The sequence below is a fragment of the Kineococcus sp. NPDC059986 genome, assembly GCF_040702905.1.
Lineage (GTDB): Bacteria > Actinomycetota > Actinomycetes > Actinomycetales > Kineococcaceae > Kineococcus.
Map to the genome: position 1 here is coordinate 64,715 of NZ_JBFBND010000002.1, position 24,816 is coordinate 89,530.

The 24,816-nt window shown below is 74.3% G+C and carries 22 protein-coding genes; 10 read left to right on the forward strand and 12 right to left on the reverse strand.

Annotation, left to right across the window (positions count from 1 at the left end; translation table 11 throughout):
* Positions 1 to 84 precede the first annotated feature (84 nt).
* The gene (locus tag AB0637_RS02330; protein ID WP_366169555.1) at positions 85 to 807 is read right to left on the reverse strand and encodes a GntR family transcriptional regulator; all 723 of its coding nucleotides are present in this window, start codon (positions 805 to 807) and stop codon (positions 85 to 87) included.
* Positions 808 to 1,099: 292 nt separating this feature from the next.
* On the opposite strand from AB0637_RS02330, the gene AB0637_RS02335 reads away from it, so the two are divergent.
* The 5 genes from AB0637_RS02335 to AB0637_RS02355 all read left to right on the forward strand — a co-directional run bounded on the left by AB0637_RS02335 (position 1,100) and on the right by AB0637_RS02355 (position 7,304).
* Positions 1,100 to 2,269, forward strand: coding sequence for an NRAMP family divalent metal transporter (locus AB0637_RS02335; RefSeq protein ID WP_366169746.1), 1,170 nt, complete (start codon positions 1,100 to 1,102; stop codon positions 2,267 to 2,269).
* A 48-nt stretch (positions 2,270 to 2,317) separates the two neighbouring features.
* Positions 2,318 to 3,088, forward strand: coding sequence for a 5-oxoprolinase subunit PxpA (locus AB0637_RS02340; RefSeq protein ID WP_366169556.1), 771 nt, complete (start codon positions 2,318 to 2,320; stop codon positions 3,086 to 3,088).
* Positions 3,088 to 3,894: a putative hydro-lyase gene (locus AB0637_RS02345; RefSeq protein ID WP_366169557.1), complete on the forward strand. Its 807-nt coding sequence runs from the start codon at positions 3,088 to 3,090 to the stop codon at positions 3,892 to 3,894. The genes AB0637_RS02340 and AB0637_RS02345 overlap by 1 nt, the downstream gene beginning before the upstream one ends.
* A complete protein-coding gene (locus tag AB0637_RS02350) occupies positions 3,891 to 5,450 on the forward strand; it encodes an urea amidolyase family protein (protein ID WP_366169558.1) in 1,560 nt (519 codons plus the stop codon). Before AB0637_RS02345 ends, AB0637_RS02350 begins: the two co-directional genes overlap by 4 nt.
* A 138-nt stretch (positions 5,451 to 5,588) precedes the next feature.
* Positions 5,589 to 7,304 carry a biotin carboxylase N-terminal domain-containing protein gene (locus AB0637_RS02355; protein ID WP_366169559.1) on the forward strand — a complete coding sequence of 572 codons (1,716 nt, stop codon included), beginning with the start codon at positions 5,589 to 5,591 and terminating at the stop codon, positions 7,302 to 7,304.
* Positions 7,305 to 7,882: 578 nt separating this feature from the next.
* Here AB0637_RS02355 and hpt read toward each other — a convergent pair.
* The 4 genes from hpt to dacB all read right to left on the reverse strand — a co-directional run bounded on the left by hpt (position 7,883) and on the right by dacB (position 12,146).
* Positions 7,883 to 8,434: a hypoxanthine phosphoribosyltransferase gene (gene hpt, locus AB0637_RS02360; protein WP_366169560.1), complete on the reverse strand. Its 552-nt coding sequence runs from the start codon at positions 8,432 to 8,434 to the stop codon at positions 7,883 to 7,885.
* Positions 8,435 to 8,452: 18 nt separating this feature from the next.
* A complete protein-coding gene (gene tilS, locus AB0637_RS02365; protein WP_366169561.1) occupies positions 8,453 to 9,421 on the reverse strand; it encodes a tRNA lysidine(34) synthetase TilS in 969 nt (322 codons plus the stop codon).
* A gap of 15 nt (positions 9,422 to 9,436) precedes the next feature.
* Positions 9,437 to 10,615 carry a zinc-dependent metalloprotease gene (locus AB0637_RS02370; RefSeq protein ID WP_366169562.1) on the reverse strand — a complete coding sequence of 393 codons (1,179 nt, stop codon included), beginning with the start codon at positions 10,613 to 10,615 and terminating at the stop codon, positions 9,437 to 9,439.
* Between the two features lie 97 nt (positions 10,616 to 10,712).
* On the reverse strand, positions 10,713 to 12,146 hold the full coding sequence (dacB, locus tag AB0637_RS02375) for a D-alanyl-D-alanine carboxypeptidase/D-alanyl-D-alanine-endopeptidase (RefSeq protein WP_366169563.1): 1,434 nt from the start codon (positions 12,144 to 12,146) through the stop codon (positions 10,713 to 10,715).
* Between the two features lie 192 nt (positions 12,147 to 12,338).
* On the opposite strand from dacB, the gene AB0637_RS02380 reads away from it, so the two are divergent.
* Positions 12,339 to 12,860 carry an inorganic diphosphatase gene (locus AB0637_RS02380; RefSeq protein WP_366169564.1) on the forward strand — a complete coding sequence of 174 codons (522 nt, stop codon included), beginning with the start codon at positions 12,339 to 12,341 and terminating at the stop codon, positions 12,858 to 12,860.
* A 246-nt stretch (positions 12,861 to 13,106) separates the two neighbouring features.
* Here the strand turns inward: AB0637_RS02380 and AB0637_RS02385 are convergent, their stop codons facing one another.
* Complete coding sequence (locus AB0637_RS02385; RefSeq protein ID WP_366169565.1) at positions 13,107 to 14,336, reverse strand: C40 family peptidase; 1,230 nt, start codon at positions 14,334 to 14,336, stop codon at positions 13,107 to 13,109.
* A gap of 196 nt (positions 14,337 to 14,532) precedes the next feature.
* On the opposite strand from AB0637_RS02385, the gene AB0637_RS02390 reads away from it, so the two are divergent.
* On the forward strand, positions 14,533 to 14,979 hold the full coding sequence (locus tag AB0637_RS02390; RefSeq protein ID WP_366169747.1) for a MerR family transcriptional regulator: 447 nt from the start codon (positions 14,533 to 14,535) through the stop codon (positions 14,977 to 14,979).
* Positions 14,980 to 15,028: 49 nt separating this feature from the next.
* On the forward strand, positions 15,029 to 15,298 hold the full coding sequence (locus AB0637_RS02395; RefSeq protein ID WP_366169566.1) for a hypothetical protein: 270 nt from the start codon (positions 15,029 to 15,031) through the stop codon (positions 15,296 to 15,298).
* 40 nt (positions 15,299 to 15,338) lie between these two features.
* Here the strand turns inward: AB0637_RS02395 and AB0637_RS02400 are convergent, their stop codons facing one another.
* The 3 genes from AB0637_RS02400 to AB0637_RS02410 form a co-directional block, all read right to left on the reverse strand.
* Positions 15,339 to 16,211 (reverse strand): SMP-30/gluconolactonase/LRE family protein, encoded by an 873-nt coding sequence (locus tag AB0637_RS02400; protein ID WP_366169567.1) that lies wholly within the window; start codon positions 16,209 to 16,211, stop codon positions 15,339 to 15,341.
* A gap of 141 nt (positions 16,212 to 16,352) precedes the next feature.
* Entirely contained in the window at positions 16,353 to 17,051 is a 699-nt protein-coding gene (locus AB0637_RS02405) for a response regulator (RefSeq protein ID WP_366169568.1), read from the reverse strand.
* Entirely contained in the window at positions 17,048 to 18,727 is a 1,680-nt protein-coding gene (locus tag AB0637_RS02410; protein ID WP_366169569.1) for an ATP-binding protein, read from the reverse strand. The genes AB0637_RS02405 and AB0637_RS02410 overlap by 4 nt, the downstream gene beginning before the upstream one ends.
* Before the next feature lie 55 nt (positions 18,728 to 18,782).
* Between AB0637_RS02410 and AB0637_RS02415 the strand changes: the two genes are divergently transcribed.
* Positions 18,783 to 20,168, forward strand: coding sequence for a cation:dicarboxylase symporter family transporter (locus tag AB0637_RS02415; protein ID WP_366169570.1), 1,386 nt, complete (start codon positions 18,783 to 18,785; stop codon positions 20,166 to 20,168).
* 87 nt (positions 20,169 to 20,255) lie between these two features.
* Here the strand turns inward: AB0637_RS02415 and AB0637_RS02420 are convergent, their stop codons facing one another.
* On the reverse strand, positions 20,256 to 21,827 hold the full coding sequence (locus AB0637_RS02420) for a methyl-accepting chemotaxis protein (protein ID WP_366169571.1): 1,572 nt from the start codon (positions 21,825 to 21,827) through the stop codon (positions 20,256 to 20,258).
* A 58-nt stretch (positions 21,828 to 21,885) separates the two neighbouring features.
* On the opposite strand from AB0637_RS02420, the gene AB0637_RS02425 reads away from it, so the two are divergent.
* Entirely contained in the window at positions 21,886 to 22,185 is a 300-nt protein-coding gene (locus AB0637_RS02425) for a hypothetical protein (protein WP_366169572.1), read from the forward strand.
* On the opposite strand, the gene AB0637_RS02430 is transcribed toward AB0637_RS02425, so the two are convergent.
* Positions 22,133 to 23,344: a homoserine O-acetyltransferase gene (locus tag AB0637_RS02430; protein WP_366169748.1), complete on the reverse strand. Its 1,212-nt coding sequence runs from the start codon at positions 23,342 to 23,344 to the stop codon at positions 22,133 to 22,135. The two genes, AB0637_RS02425 and AB0637_RS02430, sit on opposite strands and share 53 nt — an antisense overlap.
* A gap of 89 nt (positions 23,345 to 23,433) precedes the next feature.
* The gene (locus tag AB0637_RS02435) at positions 23,434 to 24,780 is read right to left on the reverse strand and encodes a bifunctional o-acetylhomoserine/o-acetylserine sulfhydrylase (RefSeq protein ID WP_366169573.1); all 1,347 of its coding nucleotides are present in this window, start codon (positions 24,778 to 24,780) and stop codon (positions 23,434 to 23,436) included.
* Positions 24,781 to 24,816: the final 36 nt, after the last annotated feature.

Here is a 24,816-nt window from a genome sequence, read left to right on the forward strand (position 1 = left end):
GTCTGCACGCGGACCACGGGAACGACCGTTCCCGACCTCTTCCTGCGCAAGCGTGCAGACATCCCGCACGCCTCATTGGTCAGGTCAGGAGAGCCCCAGCCGGGCGTACGTCCCGAGCACCGTGCGCTCGGACTCCGTCAGGTAGTCCTCCAGCTCGCGGGCGGCCGCGGCCCCGCCCTCGGCGGCGAGGGTGTCGAGCACGGAGCGGTTGCGGGCGACGAAGCGGCCGTGGAGCGTCTGCGGGTCCCCGATGAGGAGGAAGGCCAGGCGCAGCTCGGCGGAGAGCTGCCGGTGCAGGCGCAGCAGCCGCGGGCTGTCGGAGAGCGCGACGAGGGCCTCGTGGAACGCCATGTTCGCGGTGCCCACGGCGACCCAGTCGCGGGCCTCGACGGCCCGGTCGGCGTCGTCCACCGCAGCCCGCATCCGCGCGGCCGCGGGGTGCGAGACGTCCGCGCGGGCCAGGACACCGGTCTCGACGTGGCGACGGACGCGGTAGATGTCGAGCACGTCGGCGACCCGCGGCGAGCGGACCGACACCCCGCGGTGCGGCACGTGCTCGAGCAGACCCTGCTCGGCCAGGACCCGGAACGCCTCTCGCAGGGTGTTGCGGGAGACCGAGAAGCGCTGGGCCAGCGCCGCCTCGGACAAGCGCTGGCCGGGGCGGAACTCCCCCGCGACGATGCGACCGCTCAGCAGCCGGGCCAGCACGCCCCCGGTCTCGCCGCCGGAGGGTCCCTCGGGCTCGACGGCGGGTCCCCCGGTGGACGCGCCGTCGGGGGTCGCGGTCAGGGCGGCGGCCTCGGTCACGTCGCCATCGTAGGTGGGGCCGGCGGACAGGAAGTTCACACGAACGCAACACGGCGCAACACGTTGTTCAACAATCTGCGCCATTGTGTTCTGCAACCAGCGGTGCCAGAGTGCTGCCGACCGGCAGCCCGCCCGCAGCACCGACGCCACGCCACCGGGAGCCCCCATGTCCGAGCGCCCCGCCCACGAGAGCGCGAGCACCACCGCCGACCCGACCGCCGAGACCGCCCCGTCCCTGGGCACCGCCCGCCGACGCCCCGGCCGCGGACCCGTCATCGGCGCGATCTTCCTCATGGCCACGTCCGCCATCGGCCCGGGTTTCATCACCCAGACCGCCACGTTCACCGCCACGCTCGGCGCGGCGTTCGCCTTCGCGATCCTGCTGTCCATCCTCATCGACTTCGCCGTCCAGATGAACGTCTGGCGGCTCATCACCGTCACCGGCAAGCGCGCCGGGGACCTGGCCAACAGCGCCGTGCCCTTCAGCGGCCACGTCCTGACCGTCCTGGTCGTCATCGGCGGTCTGGCCTTCAACATCGGCAACATCGCCGGCGGCGGACTCGGGCTGAACGCCCTGCTCGGCCTCGACCCCAAGGTCGGCGGCCTCGTCACCGGCGCGCTGGCCATCGCGATCTTCCTGTTCAAGCGTGCCGGGACGGTCGTCGACCGCGTCGTGCTCGTCCTGGGCATCGGGATGATCGTCATGACGGTGGCCGTCGCCATCGCCTCCGGCCCCCCGGTCGGCGACGCCTTCCGGCAGACGTTCGTCCCGGACACCGTGAACTTCGCGACCGTGACGACGATCGTCGGCGGCACCGTCGGCGGGTACATCACCTACGCCGGCGCCCACCGCTACCTCGACTCCGGGCAGACCGGACCCGAGCACGTGCGCGCCGTCCACCGCGCCTCGTTCACGGGGATCCTCGTCACCGGCGTCATGCGGTACGTGCTGTTCCTCGCGATCCTCGGCGTCGTGGCCTCCGGCGTCGCGCTGGACGTCTCCGGTCGGGCGGCCAACCCCGCCGGTCAGGCGTTCGGCGCCGTCCTGGGCGACGCAGGGATCCGGGTGTTCGGGGCGATCTTCTGGGCCGCGGCCCTCACCTCGGTCATCGGCGCGGCGTACACGTCCTCGACGTTCCTGTCGACGTTCTCGCGCCGGCTGGCGAGCGGGTGGCCGCTGCAGCTGACGACCGTCGCCTTCATCGTCGTCTCGCTCGTCGTCTACCTGGCCATCGGCACCGCGCCGGCCGCGCTGCTCGTCTTCGTCGGCGGGTTCAACGGGCTGATCCTGCCCATCGGTCTGACGGTGTTCCTCTACATCGGCTGGTTCCGGCAGCGGGACGTGCTCGGCGGCTACCGCTACCCCCGGTGGCTGCTCGTGGTGGGGACGATCGCGCTGGTCATCAGCTTCTCGATGGCCTCGCAGTCCGTCGGGCCCGTCTTCGACTTCCTGACCGCCTGACCTGCCCGTCCGCCTGACCCGCCTGTCCGCGCCCCCTGGAGGGAACCCGTGACGACCGTCGACCTGAACTCCGACCTCGGGGAGAACACCCCCGACCGCCCGGTCTCCGACGACGCGGCCATGCTCGCCGTCGTCAGCAGCGCCAACGTCTCCTGCGGGTTCCACGCCGGCAGCCCCGAGGGGATCCGGGAGACGGTGCTCGCCGCCTCGCGGGCCGGCGTCGCGATCGGCGCCCACCCCGGCTACCGCGACTACGAGAACTTCGGCCGCGAACGCCTCGACCTGCCCGCGGCCACGTTGCAGGCGCACGTCGAGTACCAGCTCGGTGCGGTGTGGGCGCTCGCCCGCTCCGTCGGCGACGACGTCGTCTACGTCAAACCCCACGGCGCGCTCTACAACACGATGGCCGTCGACGAGGGCGTCGCCGCCGTGGTCGTCGCGGCGGTCAAGGCCGTCGACCCCTCGCTCGTGCTGCTGGGGTTGGCGGGCGGGGTCGCGCTCGACGTCGCCGACCGGGCCGGGCTCGCGACGGCGGCCGAGGCGTTCGCCGACCGCGCCTACACGCCTGGGGGACAGCTCGTCTCCCGCAAGGAACCCGGCGCTGTCCTGCACGACGCCGACCTCGTGGCGCGCCGCATGGTGCGGCTCGTGGAGGACGGCGTCGTCGAGGCCGTCGAAGGCACCGACGTCCCGGTGCGGGCCCAGTCGCTGTGCGTCCACGGCGACAGCCCCGGCGCGGTGCGGATGGCCTCCGCCGTCCGCGCCGCCCTGACCGGCGCCGGTGTCCAGATCGCGCCCTTCGTCGTGCGGGCCCCCTGATGGTGGCCCTCGCCCCCGCGACCCTGCGCTCCCCCGCCCGCGACGCCCGGGCGGCCTACCGGGCGGGCACGGTCGAACCCACGAGCGGGGTCGCACCGGGGTTCACCCAGGCGAACCTCGTCGCCGTCCCGGCCGACTGGGCGTTCGAGGTGCTCCTGTACGCCCAGCGCAACCCGCAGCCCTGCCCCGTGCTCGACGTCCTGGAGGTCGGGCAGGTCGAGTCCGCCCTCGCACCGGGGTCGGACGTGCGGACCGACCTCCCGGCGTACCGGGTCTTCCGCGACGGGGAGGTGGTCGAGGAGGTCACCGACGCCACGCCGTTCTGGGACGACCTGGTGACCCTGCTCATCGGCTGCAGCTTCACGTTCGAGACGCCGCTGCTCGCCGCGGGCATCCCGGTCCGCCACCAGGAACTCGGACGGAACGTCCCGATGTACCGGACCGGCCGGGCGTGCGTCCCGGCCGGGCGGCTGCACGGGGAACTCGTCGTCTCGATGCGTCCCGTCCCGGCCGACCGGGTCGCCGAGGCCGTGGCGATCACGGGGAGGTTCCCGGCCGTGCACGGGGCGCCCGTGCACGTGGGGGACCCGGCCGCGCTGGGGATCCGCGACCTCGACGCACCCGACTTCGGCGACCCGCCCGTCGTCCGCGACGGCGAGGTTCCCGTGTTCTGGGCGTGCGGGGTCACGCCGCAGGCGGCACTGCTGGCGTCCCGGCCGCCCTTCGCCGTCACGCACGCGCCGGGGCACATGTTCGTCACCGACGTCCTCGACCGCGAGTACGACACCGGGGTGGCGGCCGCGTGAGGTTCCTGCCCGTCAGCGACACGGCCGTCGTGGTCGAACTGGCCGACCTCGGCGAGACCACGCGGTTCTTCACCGCGCTCCTGGTCGCCGACCTTCCCGGTGTGCGGGAGGTCGTGCCCGCGGCCCGCACGGTCCTCGTGGTCTTCGACCCCCGCACGACCACGCCCGCGGAGCTGGTGGCGCGGCTGCGGGCCGTCGAACCGGTGTCCGAGGTCGCCGCCGGCACGCGCTCGGTGACCGTCGACGTCCGCTACGACGGCCAGGACCTCGACGAGGTGGCCGCCCTGCTGGGGTGTTCCGCCGGGGAACTCGTCCGGCGGCACCAGGCGGCGACGTGGACGGTCGCGTTCACGGGCTACGCCCCGGGTTTCGGGTACCTCGTCGGGGACGACGCGCTCTTCGACGTCCCGCGCCGGCCGTCCCCGCGCACCCGGATCCCCGCCGGGTCCGTCGGGCTGGCCGGGACGTTCTCCGGGGTCTACCCCCGGGAGAGCCCCGGCGGCTGGCAGCTCATCGGGCGCACCGACGCCGTGCTGTGGGACATCGACCGCGACCCGCCCGCGCTCTTCGCGCCCGGGACCACCGTCCGGTTCCAGCAGGTCGACCGCGAGGTCGTGGTGGCGCGGGCGCCGGAACCGGAACCCGTCGCGTCGGAGTTCTCGGTCGAGGTCGTCGCCCCCGGGGTCCAGCTGCTCCTGCAGGACCTCGGCCGGCCGGGACACCTCGCCGAGGGTGTCGCCGCGTCGGGGGTGGCCGACCGCGGCGCGCTGGCGACGGCGAACCGGGCCGTCGGGAACTCCCCGGGCACGGCCGTCCTGGAACTCGCCGGCGGCGGGGCCGCGCTGCGGTTCACCGGCGCCGGGGTGGTCTCCCTGGCCGGCGCCGACGTCGACGCCGTCCTGCGGTCGGCGGACGGGGTGCGGTTCCCCGTCCCCCGGGCGCAGCCCGCGGCCGTCGAGGACGGTGACGAACTCCGGCTCGGCGCGCAGAGCGCGGGCCTGCGCTCGGTCGTCGCGGTCCGCGGGGGGTTCCACGTCCCCGCCGCGCTGGGGTCGTCGGCCACGGACACGCTGTCCGGGGTCGGCCCGCGACCGCTCGCCGCCGGCGACCGCGTCGCGCTGCACGGTCCCGCGGCGGCCCCGCACGCCGTCGACCCCGGTCCGCACCCCCTGCCCGCCCTCCCCCGGCGCGGGGAGGTCGTCGAGCTCGACGTCGTCCTCGGACCGCGGACGGACTGGTTCACCGACGACGCCGTGGCCTCGCTCCTGGCCCAGGAGTGGGAGGTCACGGTGCGGTCGGACCGCGTCGGACTGCGCCTGGCCGGAACCCCGCTGGAACGCCGCCGCGATGGGGAACTGCCGAGCGAGGGCGCGGTCACCGGCGCCATCCAGGTGCCGCCGGACGGGCAGCCCGTGCTGTTCGGCCCCGACCACCCGCTGACCGGTGGCTACCCCGTCGTCGGGGCGGTCGTCGACGCCCACCTCGACCTCGTCGGCCAACTGCCCCCCGGTGCCCGCGTGCGCTTCCGCCCGCGCGCCCCCTTCGCCCCGCTCTGACCCCCACCCCACCCCGCTCCCCCACCCCGCACCCCACCCCGCGCGGAAAGCACTCTTTCCGCCCTCGAAACGCCTTTCTGAGGGCGGAAAGAGTGTTTTCCGCGCGGGCCTGTGACCCACCGAACACCGGAGGTAGTAGTGAAGACCGTCCTGATCGCCAACCGCGGCGAGATCGCCGTGCGCGTCGCCCGCGCCGCCGCCGAGGCGGGGTTGCGGTCCGTCGCCGTCTACGCCGACCAGGACGCCGGTGCGCTCCACGTCCGCCTCGCCGACGCGGCCGTCGCCCTGCCCGGCACGACCGCGGCGGACACCTACCTGGACCAGGACGCACTGCTGGCCGCGGCACGGACCTCCGGCGCGGACGCCGTGCACCCCGGGTACGGGTTCCTCTCCGAGAACGCGGAGTTCGCCCGGGCCGTCGAGGCCGCGGGACTGACGTGGATCGGCCCGGCGCCCGAGACCATCGAGGCCCTGGGCGACAAGGTGACCGCCCGCGCCATCGCCCGCGAGGCCGGCGCTCCCCTCGCCCCCGGGTCGACGAAACCCCTGTCGGACGCCGCCGAGGCGGAGGCGTTCGCCGACGAGTTCGGCCTGCCGATCGTGGTCAAGGCCGCGCACGGTGGCGGCGGGCGCGGGATGCGGGTCGCCCGCACCCGCGCCGAGATCGCCGACGCGTTCGCGTCCGCCACGCGGGAGGCCGTCGCCGCCTTCGGTCGTGGCGAGTGCTTCGTCGAGAGGTTCCTCGAACGACCCCGCCACCTCGAGGTCCAGGTGCTCGGCGACGGGCGGGGTTCCGTCACCGTCGTCGGTGACCGCGACTGCTCACTGCAGCGCCGGAACCAGAAGCTCGTCGAGGAGGCCCCCGCCCCCCGCCTCACCGACGACCAGCGCGCGACGATCCACCGCGCCGCCCGCGACATCTGCGCCGCCGTCGACTACCGCGGGGCGGGCACCGTGGAGTTCCTGCTCGGCGCCGACGGGACCCTGTCGTTCTGCGAGGTGAACACCCGGCTGCAGGTCGAGCACCCCGTCACCGAACTCGTCACCGGGACCGACCTCGTGCGCGAGCAGTTCCGCATCGCCGAGGGGTCCGGCCCCTCCTTCACGGACACCCCCGCTCCGCGCGGGCACGCGTTCGAGTTCCGGATCAACGCCGAGGACCCGGGCCGGGGGTTCCTGCCGAGCCCGGGACGGGTCGAGGAACTGCGGGTGCCGTCGGGCCCGGGTGTCCGCTGGGACGGCGGGGTCGAGGCCGGCGACACCGTGCAGGCCGCGTTCGACTCCCTCGCCGGGAAGCTGCTCGTCCACGCCGCCGACCGTGACACCGCGCTGGCCCGCGCCCGGCGCGCCCTGGCCGAGTTCCAGGTCACCGGGATCGCGACGGTGCTGCCGTTCGCACGGGCCGTCGTGGACGAACCCGCCTTCTCGACCGAGGACTTCGCCGTCGGCACCCAGTGGATCGAAGCGGAGCTCATGCCGCGGCTCGAACCCCAGTTGCGCCCCGCTCCGGTCGAGGGGCCGGCCCTGCGCCGCTTCCCCGTCGAGATCGACGGGCGCATCGCGACCGTCGGGCTGCCTGCGGAGTTCCTCGCCGCGCTCGGCTCCGTCGCCCCCGGGTCCGTGGCGGAGGACGTGGGACCGGACGAGGACGCGCTCACGACCGCGGCCCCCGGGACGCTGACGAGCTGGCTCGTCGAGGACGGGGCCGACGTCACCGAGGGCCAGGACGTCGCCGTCGTGGAGGCGATGAAGATGGAGGCGCGCGTCGCCGCGCACCGACCGGGGACCCTGCGCCGGGTCGTCGAGCAGGGCGCGTCGATCGGTGCGGGTGAGGTGCTCGCCCGGATCGGGTGACGGTGGGAGACGTCCGGGGACGGCGGCAAAGTGCAACAGCCAGACCTCATCCTCTCAACGCTTGCACTTCAAGGGTTGCCTAGAGTGCAAGGAGCTCGTGTGATCGGGGCGTGAGCTACACCAACGATCCCGCCTCTGAATCGAGCGCCCCCTTCACGAAAGACGTGCTCACCAGCGACGAGTACAGGGAAGTCCCCCTCGCCAAGGTTCCGAGAAGATTTCCCTGGAAGCTGTTCGTTCCACTCGCAACGGACAAGAAGGGGCCGCTCAGCGAGTGCATGCTCTTCTTCTCCCTCATGCACTGCGGACCACTGTCCAGGGCTTGCGCCGGCTCGGCGTCAAGGTCGCCCCGTGCAAGATCAGCGCATGAACCCTGCCTGTGCTCACGAAGGCTCGGTGGCCGCTAAGGCCGCTCCAGCGCCCCCACGAGAGAATCGGTCGTAGCAGACGCGGGCCGCCTCCACGGCGACCGAGTCAGGGTCGTCGGCGTCCGCCGTCGGTGCGGTCGTGCGCGGCGCATTCGACGGATCCAGGCACCAGCCCATCGCCAGAGCGATGAGCTGGTAGCGAGATCCGACTCAGCTGTAGACGTGCGGCGCCAGCGTCGCGACGCAGTCGAGGTTGCGGTACTTGTCCGCGAAGTCGAGGCCGTAGCCGACGACGAACTCGTTGGGGATGTCGTAGCCGATGTAGGACACGTCGACCTCGACCTTGGCGGCCTCGGGCTTGCGCAGCAGCGCGCACACCTTGACCGACGCGGGGCCGCGGGAGGAGAGGTTCGCCAGCAGCCAGGACAGCGTGAGGCCGGAGTCGATGATGTCCTCGACGACGAGCACGTGGCGGCCGGAGATGTCGGTGTCGAGGTCCTTGAGGATCCGCACGACGCCGGAGCTCTTGGTGCCCGAGCCGTAGGAGCTGACGGCCATGAAGTCCATGGACAGGGGGATGCTCATGGCCCGCGAGAGGTCGGCCATGACCATGACCGCACCCTTGAGGACGCCGACGAGCAGCACGTCCTTGTCGGCGTAGTCGCGGTCGAGGTCGGCGGCGAGCTCGGCGATGCGGGTCGCCACCTGCTCCCGGCTCAGCAGGACGTGCTCGAGGTCGGTCCCGGCGGTCGCGGCGTCCACGCAGATCTCCCGTGCTGGTCAGTCGAGGGGTGGGGTGAGCACGAGCCTGCCACACGCCCGGGCGCCCGCCGCACCGCCCGGCAGGTGCACCGGCCCCTGACCCCGCCAGTCCAGGAGCAGCGCCTCGAGCGCGTCGACGTGCCCGGCCGTGAGCGCTCCCGCCGAGCAGCCCACGTCGAGGGCGGCGGTCCGCAGCCAGCGGCGGCGCAGGGCCGCCGGGGCGGCGAGGAGGTCGTCCACGGCGGCCGCACCGTCGACGAAGGGGGTCGCACCCGCGGCGAGGGCGTCGAGGGCGTCGGCGTCGTCGCGGGCGGCGCGGGCCGTCCGGGCCAGGGCCGCGGCGACCCCCGGACCGAGGGCGGACTCCAGCAACGGCAGCACGTCGCGGCGCACCCGCACGCGCAGGAACCGGTCGTCGGCGTTGGCGGGGTCCTCCCAGACGGGCAGGTCCTCGTCCGCGCACGCCTGCCGGACGGTCGTGCGCGCGACCCCCAGCAGGGGGCGGCGGAACAGCCCGCGGACGGCGGGCATCCCCGCCAGCGACCGGGTCCCGGACCCGCGGGCCAGCCCGAGCAGCACGGTCTCAGCCTGGTCGTCGAGGGTGTGCGCGAGCAGCACCGCGACGGCTCCGGCGTGGGCCGCGGCGGCCTCCAGCGCGGCGTACCGGGCGGTGCGGGCGGCCGCCTCGAGACCACCCGTCCGGCCCACCACGACCCGGACGGCGCGGACCGGGTCGAACCCCAGCGTGCGCCCGAGGGCGACGACGCGGTCGGCGACGTCCGCGGCGGCGGCGTGCAGACCGTGGTCGACCGTGACGAGCCCGGCGGGACGGTCCGCGGCGCGCGCCTCGAACGCCGTCGCGGCGGCGAGGGCGACCGAGTCGGCCCCACCCGAGCAGGCGACGAGCACCGGACCGGGCGGCAGGTCGCGCAGGCAGCGCCGGACGGCGACCCGGACCGCCGCGACGGCCGGAGGGGGCCCGCTCACGCCAGGACCCCGCGGTCAGCCGTGGACGCGGGTGACCCAGGCGGCCGGGTCGGCGATCTCGGCCGGCTGCGGCAACTGCTCCGGACCCGTCCAGACGGCGTTGAGCCCGTCCCAGCCGACCCGGCCGACGACCCCGCGGACGAACTTCGCCCCGTCGGCGTACTGCCGCGTCTTGGCGTCCAGGCCCAGCAGCCGGCGCAGCACCTGGTCGAGGCTGCCACCGCCCTTGCGGCGCTGGGTGAAACGGGAGCGGATGGTCGCCACGCTGGGTACGACCTGCGGGCCGACGTCGTCCATGACGACGTCGGCGTGGCCCTCCAGCAGGGACATGACGGCCACGAGCTTGCCGACGCGTTCGCGCTGGGCCGGAGTCTGCAGGAGGTCGGCGAGGCCGATGCCCGACCCCTCCGACGTCCCGCGCAGGACGTCCGGCAGCGACTGCAGGATGCCGGTGAGGCGTTCGGGCAGGTCCCGCGGCTGGGCCAGCAGGTCCCCGGACAGCCCGCGCGCCTCGGCCGTGACGTGCGCGCGCAGCCAGGGGTGCGCGCCGAACTGCAACCGGTGGGCCTCCTCGTGCAGGCAGACCCAGCGGCGGAAGTCGTGGGGGTCGACGTCGAGGTCCCGTTCGACCTGCACGACGTTGGGCGCCACGAGCAGCAGACGCCCCGGCTCCACCCGGCCGTCGGGTGCGTCGAGCCCGGCGAAGACGTCGAACTGGCCGAGCACGCGGCTGGAGAGGAAGGCGATGAGGCTGCCGAGCTCGGCCCCCGTCGTGCGGCGGCCGACGGCCGTCGTGGCCCGGTCGACGGCCAGACCGGCACGGCCGGGAGGCGACCCCGGGCGGTGCGGGACGACGACGGGGGCGAGCAGCGCACGGAACGCGTCCACGTTGGCCTGCGCCCAGGACGCCCGGTCGACGACGAGCGCGGGCGGCATGGGCTCGGGTGAGGGCAGGTGGGCCGTGGCGGCGACGGGACCGGCGGCCTCGGCGGCCGCCAGGCGCAGCTCGGCGACGACGTCGTCGATCTCGGCGCGGCTCAGCTTCGGACCGGGGCCGACGAGGCGGCCGGCGACCTGCGTGGCGAGGTCGAAGTCGACGAGGTCGACGACGGACCGGCCCTCCGGCGGCGCCTCGGCCCGGTCGTCCTCGACGGCGGTCCTGCCCTCGGCCGCATCGTCACTGCGTGCTCGCATGACGGCACCGTACGCGGCGGTGCTCCGGGTCCGGGACGGGGCACGGTCCCGCCGCGTCCCCGGACTCCCGGGCGCCGCCGCCGGGCCGGGACGGGCCTCAGCGGCAGCCGCAGCCCGCGAGCGCCGTGGCGAACCGGTCCTGCGCGCGCCGGGCGGAGACCGAACCGCCGGGCACGACGCTGTCGGACATCACGGCGAAGGCGAGCAGCCGCCCGTCGGCGTCGCGCAGGAAACCCGCGAGGCTGCTGACCCCGGTGAGCGTGCCCGTCTTGGCCCGCACGATCCCGGCCGCGGCAGCGGAGTCGGGCTGGTCGTACCGGTCCTCCAGCGTCCCGCTGACCCCCGCGACGGGCAGCCCCGCGGCCACCGGGCCGAGGTCGGGGTGCTTCCCGGAGGCGACGAGGGCGAGCACGGACGTCAGCGCGCGGGCGGTGATGCGCGTGCCGCGGCCCAGGCCGCTGGCGCCCTGCAACTGCACCCCCGTGACGTCGACCCCGAGGGCCGCGACCTCCCCGACGACCGCGGCGGAGGCGTCGTCGAAGGTGCCGGGGCGGTCGGTCGCGAGGGCGACGCGGCGGGCCAGGACCTCGGCGAGGGTGTTGTCGCTGGCCGTCAGCATGAACTCGACCTGCTCGGCGGTGGTGGCCGAGGCGACGGCGCCGAGCACCTGGGCGCCCGCGGGGGCCGCGGCGCGGACGACGGGGCCGGTCCCGGCGTCCAGGACGGTGACGCCGTCGGCGGCCAGGGCCCGGGCGAAGGTGGTCGCGGCCGCCAGCGCGGGGTCGGCGACGCGGGGGGCGTACTCGCCCGCGACCACGCGGCCCTCGTCGACGGCGAGCGGGGCGATCGGCATGACGAACCCCGATCCGACGTCCCCGGCACCCCACCCGGGCGACGTCGTGGGGCCGGTGAAGAGACCGTCGTCGAGGCGGACGGCGACGGTCGTGCGGCCCGCGGCGCGCAGCGAGTCCGCCGTCTGGGCGGCGAGGTCGGCCAGGCCCGCGTGCCCGTCGACGGCGTCGGGGTTCCCGGCGCCCGCGCCCAGCAGGACGTCGCCGCCGGCGACGAGGACGACCTCGTCCGGGGTGCTGCCGGCCACGACGCGCGTCTGCACGCGCGTGGTGTCGCCGAGGGCGCGCAGGGCGGCGACGGCGGTGAGGATCTTCGTCGTCGAGGCGGGCGTGCGCGGGACCGTGTCGGCGACGGCCAGCAGCGACCGGCCCGTGCGGGCGTCGACGACGCTGGAGGAGACCGAGGCCCCCAGCGTGGGGTCGGTGAGCAGCGGTCCCACGGTCCGGGCGAGGGCCGCCGGGTCCGGGACGGGCGCGTCGGCGGCCAGCGTCGGCAGCACGGGGGTGGCCGTCCCCGCGGGCGGCTGGGCCCCGGGCGCCGTGGGCAGGGGGCTCGCGGTGGGGGCGGGGGTCGTCGTCAGCGGGCCGGGGACGGCGCCCGCGACGTCCAGGCCGGCGTACCCCCCGACGAGGACGACGGTGGTGGCCCCGGCGGCGAGGGCGGCCTTGACCCGTCGCACGTCGCTCCCCCGTCGTCTGCCCCTGCTCGTCCGCCCGCGCCGTCACGGGCGGCGCACGGTGCGTCGCACCCGGTTCGTTCCGCGGGCCTGTTCTGCGCGACACTAGCGCGGTCCGTCGGCCAGGAGTCCTCCGGCCGACTGCGAACCACACCGTGACGGACGGGGTCGGCGACCCCGGTCGAGAGGAGCCCCGTGAGCACCCCAGTCGAGTTCGACGCGACCATCGAGATCCCCAAGGGTCAGCGCAACAAGTACGAGGTCGACCACGAGTCGGGCCGGATCCGCCTGGACCGCATGCTCTTCACGTCGACGCGGTACCCGCACGACTACGGGTTCATCGAGGGCACGCTGGGCGAGGACGGGGACCCGCTGGACGTCCTCGTCATCCTCGAGGAGCCCACCTTCCCCGGCTGCCTCATCACCTGCCGCGCGATCGGCCTGTTCCACATGCGCGACGAGGCCGGCGGTGACGACAAGATCCTCGCCGTGCCCGCGGGCGACCCGCGCTGGGCGAAGATCCAGGACCTCGACGACATCAGCGAGTTCGACCGCCTCGAGATCCAGCACTTCTTCGAGACGTACAAGGACCTCGAGCCCGGCAAGAGCGTCGAGGGCGCGAACTGGGCCGGCCGCGAGGAGGCGGTGAAGGAGATCCAGGCGAGCTTCGACCGCGCCAAGGGCACGTCCTACGAGCTGGGCGCGTCCGGCCACTGACGCCCGCCCGCCTGGGGGCTCGTTGACGCATCCGGCTCACCCTAGGAGCGCGATGCGTCGACGAGCCCGACCCCCGGGCCGCGCCTCTCGCGAGCTCGTTGACGCATCCGGCTCGACCTAAGAGCGCGATGCTGGAGCCGGCGCGCTAGCGCCGGACAACGAGCCCACCCCCCGGGCCGCGCGCACGAACGCCCCGGCGCCGACGACGAGGTCGGCGCCCGGGGCGTCGGTGTCAGGAGGGCGAGGTCAGGAGGGGCGGGTCCCCAGGGACATGAGCCCCGAGCGGTAGATCGAGCTCGTCCGCACGTTCGCGCCGGTGTGCGGCGCCTCCACCATCGTCCCCGGCGCGATGACCATGCCCACGTGGTGGATGGTCGACGGGTCCGACGTGTCGGTGGCGTAGAACACGAGGTCGCCGGGTTCGAGGTCGGCGAGGTCCACCTTGGCCTCGCCGGAGTACTGCATCCGCGAGGAGTGCGGCAGCGAGACGCCCGCGGCGCCCCAAGCCTGCATGGTCAGCCCGGAGCAGTCGAAGGAGTCGGGGCCGTCCGCGGCCCACAGGTAGGGCTTGCCGAGCTGCGCGAGGGCCCAGTCGACGGCGGTGTTCGCGCCCGCCGTCGGGCCGGCCGCACGGCGCACGCTGGCAGCCGACCCGCCCCCCGCGGAGGAGCGGGCCGCGGCCTGCGCGGCGGCCTGGGCGGCGGCGGCCGCGGCGGCCTGGCGCTCGGCCTCGATCCCGGCCTGGCGCTGCTGCTCGAGCTGGACGGTCGTCTGCTGCAGGGTCGCGAGCTGGGCCAGGAGCGCGTTCGTCTGCTGCTGGGTCGCGGCGACGACCGCGTCGGCGGCGTCGGCGGCCTGCTGGGCGGCGGCGCGCGCGGTGGCGGCCTGCGCGGTGGCGGCCTCCTGGGCGGACTTGGCGGCGGCGGCCTGCGCGGCCGTCGACTGCGCGAGGGCCTTGGCGTCCGCGGCCTGCTGCTGGACGTCGGCGCGGTTGCCGGCGAGGTGGTCCAGGGTGGCCTGGCCGTTGACGTAGTCCTCGATGTCACCGGTCGTGACGACGGTGGCCAGCGGGGAGTAGTCGTCGGAGCCGCCGCGGTACTGCTCGGAGGCGACGCGGCCGAGGGCCGTGCGCGCCTGCTCGTAGGCGGCGGCCGCCCGGTCGGCGGCGGCCTCGGCGGCCGTGGCCTCGGTGGTGCGCTGCTGCAGCAGCGCCTGCGCCTCGTCGTAGTCCTCGGCGGCGACCGACAGCTTCGTCTGGGCGGCGTCGAGCTGGTCCTGCTGGGCGGCCAGCTGGGCCTGCAGCGAGGCCACCTGACCGGCCTTCGCGGCGGCGGCGGCCTGGGCCGCGTCGACGTCGCCCTGGCTCGGGTAGACGGGGTCCGCGGCGGCCGAGCCCTGCAGGCCGGCGATCGCGGCGACGGGGACGGCGGTGGCGAACGCCAGCAGCAACGCCCGTCGGGTGGTGCGCTCAGCCACAGAGTTCACCCAGAGTAGTCAGTCCCGTCACAGCGTGAAGACTAGCCACACCTCGTCCCGCTGTGAACACCTGTCGCTCACAGGTTGCGCGAACGAACGGGTGAGACGTGCCCCCGAGTGTTCCGGTCCCCCGTGCCCAGCCCGTTACGATCGACTGTCGCCCGGCCGGCGGCGGGTCGTCGAGCAGGGGGTAGTGGTGTCCGAACTCATGCAGATCGGCGAGGTCGTCGAACGAGTCGGGTACAGCTTCCGCACCATCCGGTACTACGACGAGATGGGCCTGGTCACCCCGAACCAGCGCACACCCGGCGGCTTCCGGCTCTACAGCGAGATGGACGTCTACCGCCTCCTCGTCCTCAAGCGCATGAAGCCGCTCGACTTCTCCCTCGACGAGATGCGCGAGCTCCTGTCCGTCCTCGACGCCCTCGACGGCCGGCTGCCCTCGGAGACGCCGCGCGAGGAGCTGTTCGCCAAGCTCGACGAGTTCCGCCAGGCCGCCGACGCGCGGGTGGAGAAGCTGCGGGACCGGCTCATGATGGCCGAGGAGTTCGCCCAGCGGCTGCGCGACGAGGCCGAGGGCCGCACCGACGGCGGCTCCCCGGCCCCCGAACCGCCCGTGCGCGAGAGCCACCCGAGCGTCTGACCCTCAAGCGCGCCCGCACGGGGGTCGATGCCCCCGTGTGCTCAAGCGCGTGCTCCCGGTCGTGGTCATGGTGGCGCTCGTCGCGTTCGCCGGGACCGTCCTGCTGCGCCAGCCCGCCACCACGACCGCGGCGGGACGGGTCACCAGCGCCCGCACGGACGAGGTCTGCCTGGACGCGCAGGGGCACGACGTCTGCCTGGACCGCGAGCACGTCGAGCACCTGCGGGTCGGCGCGATGCGCACCGGCGACTGCGTCGACGTGACGTGGGCCGGCGACCTCGTCGTCGCCGCGTCCCTCGTCAGCGTCGTCCGGTGCTGAGTCGTCGGGTGCTGACAGCCCGGAAGGTCGGCGTGGTAGCTCAGCCCGCGTAGGGCAGCGCCGGCATCCCCTTCACGCCCGGCACGAAGCGGAAGATGCTCCCCGCCGCCGGGTCGTCGTCGTCCTCGAGCCCCTCGCGCGAGGTGGTGATGAACAGCTCGGAGTAGTCCTCACCGCCGAAGGTGCAGGCCGTGACCTGGCGGGCGCCGACCTCGACGACGGCGTCGAGCGTGCCGTCGGGGGCGTAGCGGCGGACGGCGGACCCGCCGAACAGGCCCATCCACACCCCGCCCTCGGCGTCGACGCACAGGCCGTCGGGGCGGTTGGTGCCGCTCTCGTCGTTGACCTGGGCGAAGGGACGGCGGTTCGTCAGGCCCGCGTCGCGGGAGTAGTCGAAGACGTCGGTGCGGCCCGTCGCGGTGTCGTTGTAGTAGGCCAGCATCCCGTCCGGGCTCCAGCCGAGGCCGTTGGAGATCGTCACGTGCTCGACGACGACCTCGACGTTCCGGTCGGCGTCGAGACGGAAGACGGCCCCGCGACCTTCGCCCTTGCCGTCGGCCTGGTCGTAGGCCATGTTCCCGGCGTAGAAGCGGCCGTCGGGGTCGCAGCCACCCTCGTTCATGCGGATCCGCACGCGCGGGCCCCACAGCTCGGGCAGGCGGGTCAGCTCGCCGTCGGCGTCCTCGAGGACGATGCCGCGCTCGACGGCGACGACCGCTCCCCCACCGACGCGGGGTCGGGTGATCGCCACGATGTCCCCGTAGTGCTTGCGCGACGTCGACCCATCGGCACCGAGGGTCACGATGTCGCCCTCGTTGAGGTCGACGAACCGCAGCCCTCCCCACGTCGGGGACCAGCAGGGCCCCTCGCCGTGTCCCACGAGCCGGTCCGTGATGCGCTCCGCTGCTGCCACGCTCCGCACCCTAGGCCACCGGTCCCGGAACCTTCGGGGTCCCCGGGACTCGATAGGGTCATCGCCGGGGCGAATGGCCGTTCGCGTCGGGGTCGACCGGAGGGGAGTCGACCTCGACGGGGCCGCCCGGCCAGTGGTCCCTCAGAGGGCGGGCGTGGGGTGGTAGGCCAGCTCCGGCCGCCCCGACCCGCCGTACCGCGGCTCGCGCCGGGCCCGGCCCGCGGACGTGAGGTGCTCGAGGTAGCGGCGCGCCGAGACGCGCGACAACCCCGTCCCCGCCGCCACCTCGGCCGCCGAGAGCCCCTGTCCCGCAGGCGCTTCCCGCAACGCCGCGACGACGGCCTGCAACGTCGGCCCGGCCACGCCGCGGGCCGGGACGGCAGAGGTGCGCAGCTGGGACAGCGCCTCGTCGATGGCCTGCTGGTCGATGCCGTGGTCCCCCGAGGCGGCCGCGACGTCGGCGCGGAACCGCGCGTAGGCCCGCAGCCGCTCCTCCAGCGCCGCGGCCGTGAAGGGCTTCAGCAGGTACTGCACGACCCCCATCGACAGCGACTGCCGCACGACGGCCGGGTCGCGGGCCGCCGTGACCGCGATGACGTCGGCGGGCACCGCCGCCGCGCGCAGGGCCCGCAGCACCTGCAGGCCGTCGACGTCGGGCAGCGTCATGTCGAGCAGGACGAGGTCGATGGGCGTCCGCTCCCCGGCCGCCCCCACCGCGGCGAGCGCCTGGCGCCCGGAGTTCGCGACGGCCACGACGGTGAAGCCGGGCACGGCGGAGACCTTGTCGGCGTGCCCGGCCGCGAGCAGCGGGTCGTCCTCGACCACGAGGACGCGGATCACGAGTGCACTGCGGCGGCCGTGCGGACCGGCAGCTCCACGACGACCGTCCCACCGCCGTCGTCGAGGGTCACGGGCTCCTCCACGCGCACCGTCCCACCGTGCCGCCGGACGACCTGACCCACCAGCGCGAGCCCGAGCCCGTGGGCCCCCTCGGGCGACAACCGGTGCTCCTTGCGCGACCAGCCGCGTTGCATCGCCCGCTCCAGCTGTCCGGCGGGCAACCCCTCGCCGGAGTCGGTGACGCGCACCTCGACCCGGCCGGCCGGTGCCGTGATGCGGACGCGGACCCAGCGGGGTCCCGGGGCCTCCAGCGCGGCCTCGACCGCGTTGTCGACGAGGTTGCCGACGACGGTGACGAGGTCGCGCGCCGGCAACAGCCCCTCGGCCAGGGCGGTGTCCGGTTCCACCTCGAGCTCGACCCCGCGCTCGGCCGCCTGGGCGGACTTGCCGATGAGCAGGGCGGCGACCGCCGGGTCCGCCACGTCGGCGACCACGAGGTCGGTGAGCTGTTGCGCCGCCACCAGTTCCGCGGTCGCGAACTCGACGGCCCGCTCGGCCTGCCCCTGCTCGACGAGGGTCACGACGACGTGCAGCCGGTTCGCCGACTCGTGGGCCTGGGACCGCAGCGCCTCGGCCAGCGCGCGGACGGCGTCGAGGTCGCGCGTCAGGGCCCGCAGCTCGGTGTGGTCGCGCAGCGTCACGACCGTCCCGACGCGGCGACCCTCCCAGTGCGCGTCGAGGCGGCTCACGACGAGGACGCGGTCGTCGGTGACCTGCACGTCGTCGACGACGTCCTCGCCGGACTCCAGCAGCCGGCTGAGCGCGGGACCGAGCTCCAGCTCCCCGTCCTCACCCGTCAGCAGCAGGCGCCGCGCCTCGTCGTTGGCCACCTGTACGCGCCCAGCGGGGTCGACGACGACGAGGCCCTCCCGCAGCGAGTGCAGGACGGCGTCGTTGACCTCCCACATCCGCGTGAGGTCGGCCGGTTCGAGGCCGTGGGTGCGGCGCCGGACCCACCGCGACAGCGCCCAGCTGCCGACGAGGGACAGCGCCAGGGCCAGCGTCAGCGCGAGCACGAGGACCGGCAGGCGCGCCAGCAGGTCCTGGGTGACCGAACGCGTCGCGACACCGGCCGCGACCGCCCCGACGACCTGCCCGTCCGGGCCGCGGACGGGCAGGACGGCGCGCACGGACGGCCCCAGCGTCCCCGTGTACGTCTCGACGACCCTGCCGCCGGCCAGCGCCGCGTCCGCGTTGCCGACGAACGTCTGCCCGATGCGGCGCGGGTCGGGGTGGGTCCAGCGGACCTTGTCGCGGTCCATGACGGTGATGAAGTAGACGCCCGTCGCCTTCCGGACGGCCTCGACGTGCTCCTGGACCTCGGCCCGGTCGGCCGTCGCGGGGTCGGCCAGGCCGTCGCGGACGTCGGGGGCCTGCGCCACGGCCGCGGCGACGTCGGTCACCTCGACGGTGGCGTCCCGCCGGGTGTCGGTGTTCAGCTGCCAGCCCAGCGCGGCCGTCGCCCCGAGCAGGACGATGCCGACGACGAGCAGCTGCAGCAGCAGGACGCGGGAGGCCAGCGTCCAGTGCCGGCGGCGCCGTCCGGTCGCCAGCGCGGCCGGGACGTGAACGAAACGACCGGAAGCACGACCGGTCCGCCCTCCTATGAGCACCATCACCCCAGTCCTTCAGCCAGCAGTTCCCGGACGTCGACGTCACCGAGAGGGTCCCATGAGCACAGGCGCTCAGAACTCCGCTTCCGCGTTCCCCGCCCCGCAGGTCACCAAGAAGCGCGACCGCACGCACTTCCTGTACATCGCCGTCATCGTGGCGGTCGCCGCCGGCATCGCCGTGGGCCTCCTGGCGCCGGACCTCGGCAAGGAGCTCAAGCCGCTCGGGACGGGCTTCGTCGCGCTGGTCAAGATGATGATCGCGCCCATCATCTTCTGCACCATCGTCCTCGGCATCGGCTCGGTCCGGCAGGCGGCGCAGGTCGGCCGCGTCGGTGGCACGGCTCTCCTGTACTTCCTCGTGATGAGCGGGTTCGCCCTCGTCATCGGCCTCGTCGTCGGGAACCTGCTGCCGACCACGAACCTCCAGCTGACCGACTCCCTGCGCGGTCAGGGCGCCCAGCTCGCCGAGAAGGCGGGCGAGAGCGGCGGCACCACCGAGTTCCTGCTCGGCATCATCCCGACCTCGCTGCCCTCGGCCCTGACCGACGGATCCGTCCTGGAGGCCCTCTTCGTCGCCCTCCTGGTCGGGTTCGCCATCCAGGGCCTCGGCGAGACGGGCCAGAAGGCCCTCAAGGCCGTCGAGGTCATCAAGAAGATCATCTTCAAGGTCCTCGCGATGGTCATGTGGGTCGCGCCGATCGGGGCGTTCGGCGCCATCGCGGCCGTCGTCGGCGAGACCGGGGTCGAGGCGCTGAAGGCGCTCGCCATCGTCATGGTCGGGTTCTACGTCACCTGCGCGCTGTTCATCTTCATCGTCCTCGGCCTGCTGCTGCGGGTCGTCGCGAAGATCTCGCTGTTCAAGGTCCTGAAGTACGTGGCCCGCGAACTCCTGCTCATCGTCTCCACCTCCAGCTCCGAGACCGCGCTGCCCCGCCTCATCGCCAAGATGGAGCACGCCGGCGTCTCGAAGTCCACGGTCGGGATCGTCGTCCCGACGGGGTACTCCTTCAACCTCGACGGCACCGCGATCTACCTGACGATGTCCTCGCTGTTCATCGCCAGCTCCCTCGGCGACCCGCTGTCGATCGGTGAGCAGGTCTCCCTGCTGCTCTTCATGGTCGTCGCCTCCAAGGGTGCGGCCGGGGTCTCCGGCGCCGGCCTGGCCACGCTCGCCGGCGGTCTCGCCGCCCACAAGCCGGCCCTGCTGGACGGCGTCGGGCTCATCGTCGGCATCGACCGGTTCATGTCCGAGGCCCGCGCGGTGACGAACTTCATCGGCAACACCGTCGGCACCCTGGTCATCGCGACGTGGAGCCGCACGCTGGACCGCGAGCAGCTCACCGAGGTCCTCGCCGGCAACCGCCCGTTCGACGAGACGTCGATGGACCCGGCGAACTCCGCTCCCGTGCAGCAGGAGCAGAAGACGCCGGTCACCGTCCGCTGACGCCGGGAGGGAACTCCCCCGAGGACACGGACGCCCCGACCCTGGACGAGGGTCGGGGCGTTCGGCCGTTCCGGGGCGGGTGGGTCCTCAGACCCGGAAGCGGGCGACCTGCTCGCGCAGCTGCACGGCCATGCTCGACAGTTCCGCGACGGCCACCCGGGTCTGGGCGACCCCCTCGCTGGTCACGGACGCGGCGTCGGCGACGGAGCCGACGTTCTCGGCGATCTGCCCCGAACCGACGGCCGCGTCGGCCACGTTGCGGTTCATCTCCGCGGTCGTGGCGGTCTGCTCCTCGACGGCCGAGGCGATGGTGCCCTGGTGGTCGGAGATCTGGGTGATGACCGCGGCGATCTCCCCGATCGCGGCCGCCGCCGACACCGCGTCCTCCTGGATGCGCTGGACGCGGCGGGCGATGTCCTCGGTGGCCTGGGCGGTCTGGACGGACAGTTCCTTGACCTCACCGGCGACGACGGCGAACCCCTTGCCCGCGTCCCCGGCACGGGCGGCCTCGATCGTCGCGTTGAGCGCGAGGAGGTTCGTCTGCTCCGCGATCGCGGTGATGACCTTGATGACGTTGCCGATCTCGCGCGAACTCTCCCCCAGCGCCGAGACGGTGCTGTTGGTGGAGTCCGCGATGGCCACCGCGCTCCCGGCGACGCGGGCGACCTCGGTGGTGCCGCCGGAGATCTCCGAGATCGAGGCGCCCATCTCCTCGGCGCTCGCCGCGACGGTCTGCAGGTTCGCCGAGACCTCCTGGGCGGCGGAGGCGACGAGCTGGGCCTGGGCCGAGGTGCGGTGCGCGGAGTCGGCGATGCCGGCCGCGGTCGCGGTCATCTCCTCGGCGGCCGCGGACACCGCGGTCGAGGACTGGCCGACGCTGCTCAGCAGCGAGCGGAGGTTGCCGAGCGCGGTGTTCAGCGCGCCGGCGGTCTCGCCGAGCTCGTCGCGGGAGTCCACCGTCACGTCGTGGGTGAGGTCGCCGTCGGCGAGCGAGAGAGCGGACTCGCGCAGGCGGTGGATGCGGCGCACGATCGTCGACCCGACGACCGTGGCGAGGACGCCGCTCAGCAGCAGGCCGACGATCCCGACGACGACGATGACCGTGACGGCCGTCCCCGCCGCGCGGTCGGCGCGGGCGACGGCCGCGTTGCCGAGTTCGGTCTGCTTGTCGAGCTCCGCGGCCACGTCGTTGAGGAACTTCGTGGTGATGCCGCGGACCTGCGCGATGTAGGCGGCCTCGTAGGCCAGCGGCCCCTGGTCGGCGACGGGCTTGATGGCGTCGGAGGCGGCCCAGTAGGCCGTGAGCTGCTGCTGGGCGTCGGCCATCGCGGCGTCGTCGACGACGAACGGCTCGTACGCGGCGAGGGAGGCCTCGAGCTTGGCGCGGTAGTCGGCCTGCTCCTGCAGGATCTTCGCCCGGTCGCCCTCGGCGACGGGGCCGTACTCGATGACGCGGGTCTTCGTCGCCTGGAACCAGCGCTGCGCGTCGGTCAGGTGGGTGCGGGGTGCGACGTGCAGGCGCTGGGTGGTCGCCATGTCCGAGCGGAGCTCCAGGACGCGGGACACCCCCACGGCGCCGATGACGACGGAGACCACCGCCATGAGAGCGATGAGGGCGAAGATCTTGGTCTTGACGGGGAGGTCCAGCACTGTGCGCACGAACGTTCCATCGGCATGATCGCGACGGGACTGACCCCCGTCGTGGGACCGTGCCCGGGTGCGCACCCGGAGAACCCCACTGGTCCTGCTGACGGTGGCCGGGGCGGTGCTGCTGGCCGCCGGCCTCGCCGTCCTGCTGCGGCCGAGGACGTTCGACATCGGCTGGATCGGGGTGCCGGGCTGCCCCACCCCGTTCCAGGGGGGCGCGGTGCTGCTGACCTCCGGTCAGGGGTGGGGACTGCTCGCCGCCGTCACCGGGCTGGTGCTCCTGGCGGCCGCGGCCGGCTGGGTCGTCGGGGCCCGCCTCAGCCGCGGAGGTCCGCCAGGCGGCGCCGGCCCACGTCCAGCGTCTCGGTGACGACCGGCGCGATCTGGTCGGCTTCGAGGAGGAACCCGTCGTGGCCCGAGGTCGACGTCACGACGCGCAGGCCCCCGACGACCGACGAGGCCGCCTCGACGATGCGCCGGGAGTCGGCGACCGGGTAGAGCCGGTCGGAGTCGACGGCCACGACGACCAGGGGCGTCCGCACGGCGGCGAGCGCCGCCTGCGTCCCGCCGCGGCCCAGACCGACGTCCCACGTGTTCATGGCATCGGTGAGCGCGACGTAGGACCCCGCGTCGAAGCGGCGCACCAGCTTGTCGGCGTGGTGGTCGAGGTAGCTCTGCACCGCGTACCGGCCCGGAGCCCGCGGATCGAGGGGGTCCTCGCCGAACTGGGCCTCGCGCCCGAAGCGGACGTCGAGCTCGGCGGCCGTCCGGTAGGACAGGTGGGCCAGCCGCCGGGCCAGGCCGAGCCCGGTGTGCGGGCCCTGTCCGTCCGGGGCGTCGTGGTAGTCCCCACCGCGCCAGCCCGGGTCGGAGACGATGGCGGTGATCTGGGCGCTCTGGCCGCCGATCTGGTCGGCGGTGGCGGCCGCAGCCGAGGCCAGGACGAGCGCGGCTCCGACGCGGTCCGGTTGCGCCGCAGCCCACTCCAGGGACCGCATGCCCCCCATCGACCCGCCGAGCACGGCGGCGAAGCGCGCGATGCCGAGGTGGTCGGCCAGGCGCACCTCGGCTGCGACCTGGTCGGCGACGGTGAGCCGCGGGAACGCCGACCCCCACGGCCGGGACGTGCCCGGCCGCGGCGAGGACGGTCCCGTGCTGCCCTGGCAGCCGCCGACGACGTTCGCCGCGACGACGAACCAGCGGTCGGTGTCCAGCGCCCTGCCCGGCCCGACGAGGGCGGACCACCAGCCGGCCGTGGGGTGGCCCGGCCCCGCCTCGCCCGTGACGTGGGAGTCCCCCGTCAGGGCGTGCTCGACGAGGACGGCGTTGGACCCGTCCGCCGCGAGCGTCCCCCACGTCTCGTAGGCCACGCGGACCTCGGGCAGGAGACCGCCCAGCTGCAGCGGCAGGTCGCCGACGTCTGCGAAGCGCCGGTGCCCGACCGGGTCCCCCTCGCGCCAGGCCCCGCTCGCCGGGGGCGGGGGCGGGACCAGGGCGCGCGCGACCTGCTCAGGAACGTCCGCAGCCAGCTCCCGCGCACCCACGTCATGACCCACTTCGGCGACGACCACTCTCGTTCGGACCCCCTCGACGTCCCAGTGTCCCCGACCGCGGGCGGTCAGGCGGACACGGACGGGGACGAGGAACGGGTGGCGGCGGCGGCCGCGAAGCCGACGCGCAGGTCGGCCAGGACGTCGGCGATGTTCTCGACCCCGACGGCGAGGCGCACGAGGCCCGGCGTCACACCGGAGGCCCGCTGCTCCTCCTCCGACAGCTGGCTGTGCGTCGTGGAGGCCGGGTGGACGACGAGCGAGCGCACGTCCCCGATGTTCGCGACGTGGCTGTGCAGCACGAGCGCGTCGACGAACGCCTTGCCGGCGGCCAGACCGCCGGCGATCTCGAAGGCCAGGACCGCACCGGACCCCTTGGGCGCGTACTTCTGCGCCTGCGCGTGCCACGGCGAGGACGGCAGCGAGGCCCAGTTCACCGAGAGGACGTCGTCGCGCTCGGAGAGGAAGGTGGCGACCTTCCCGGCGTTCTCGACGTGCCGTTCCATGCGCAGGGACAGCGTCTCCAGGCCCTGGGCGATGAGGAACGCGTTGAAGGGCGCGACGGCCGGACCGAGGTCGCGCAGGAGCTGCACGCGCAGCTTGACGAGGTACGCCAGCGGGCCGACGGCGTCGGTGAAGACGACGCCGTGGTAGCTCGGGTCGGGCGTCGTCAGGCCGGGGAAGCGGCCGGAGCCGGCCCAGTCGAAGCGTCCGGAGTCGACGACGGCGCCGGCGACGGTCGTGCCGTGGCCGCCGAGGTACTTCGTCGCCGAGTGCACGACGACGTCCGCGCCGTGCTCCAGCGGCCGGACCAGGTACGGCGTCGCGATGGTGTTGTCGACGACGAGCGGCACGCCATGCTCGTGCGCGACGCCCGCCACGACCTCGATGTCGAGGACGTCGCCCGCGGGGTTGGAGATCGTCTCGCCGTAGAAGAGCTTGGTCTCCGGCCGGACGGCGGCGGCCCAGGACGCGGGGTCGTCGGGGTCCTCGACGAAGCTCACGGTGATGCCCATCTTGGGCAGCGTGTAGTGGAAGAGGTTGTAGGTGCCGCCGTACAACCGGGGGCTGGAGACGACGTGGTCACCGGCCTGCGCGATGTTGAGGACCGCCAGCGTCTCGGCGGCCTGGCCGGAGGCGACGAGCAGGGCCCCCACGCCGCCCTCGAGCGCGGCGATGCGCTGCTCGACGACGTCCTGCGTGGGGTTCATGATCCGCGTGTAGATGTTGCCCGTCTCGGCGAGGCCGAAGAGGGCGGCCGCGTGGTCGGTGTCGCGGAACGCGTAGCTCGTCGTCTGGTAGATCGGCAGCGCGCGGGCGCCGGTCGTCGGGTCGGGAGTCTGGCCGGCGTGGACCTGGAGGGTCTCGAAGCTCCAGGTGGAGGGGTCGACGGCAGGGGTGTTCTCGGTGCTCACGGGGTGTCCTTCGGCTGGGCGGGGTGGGGTCGGGGC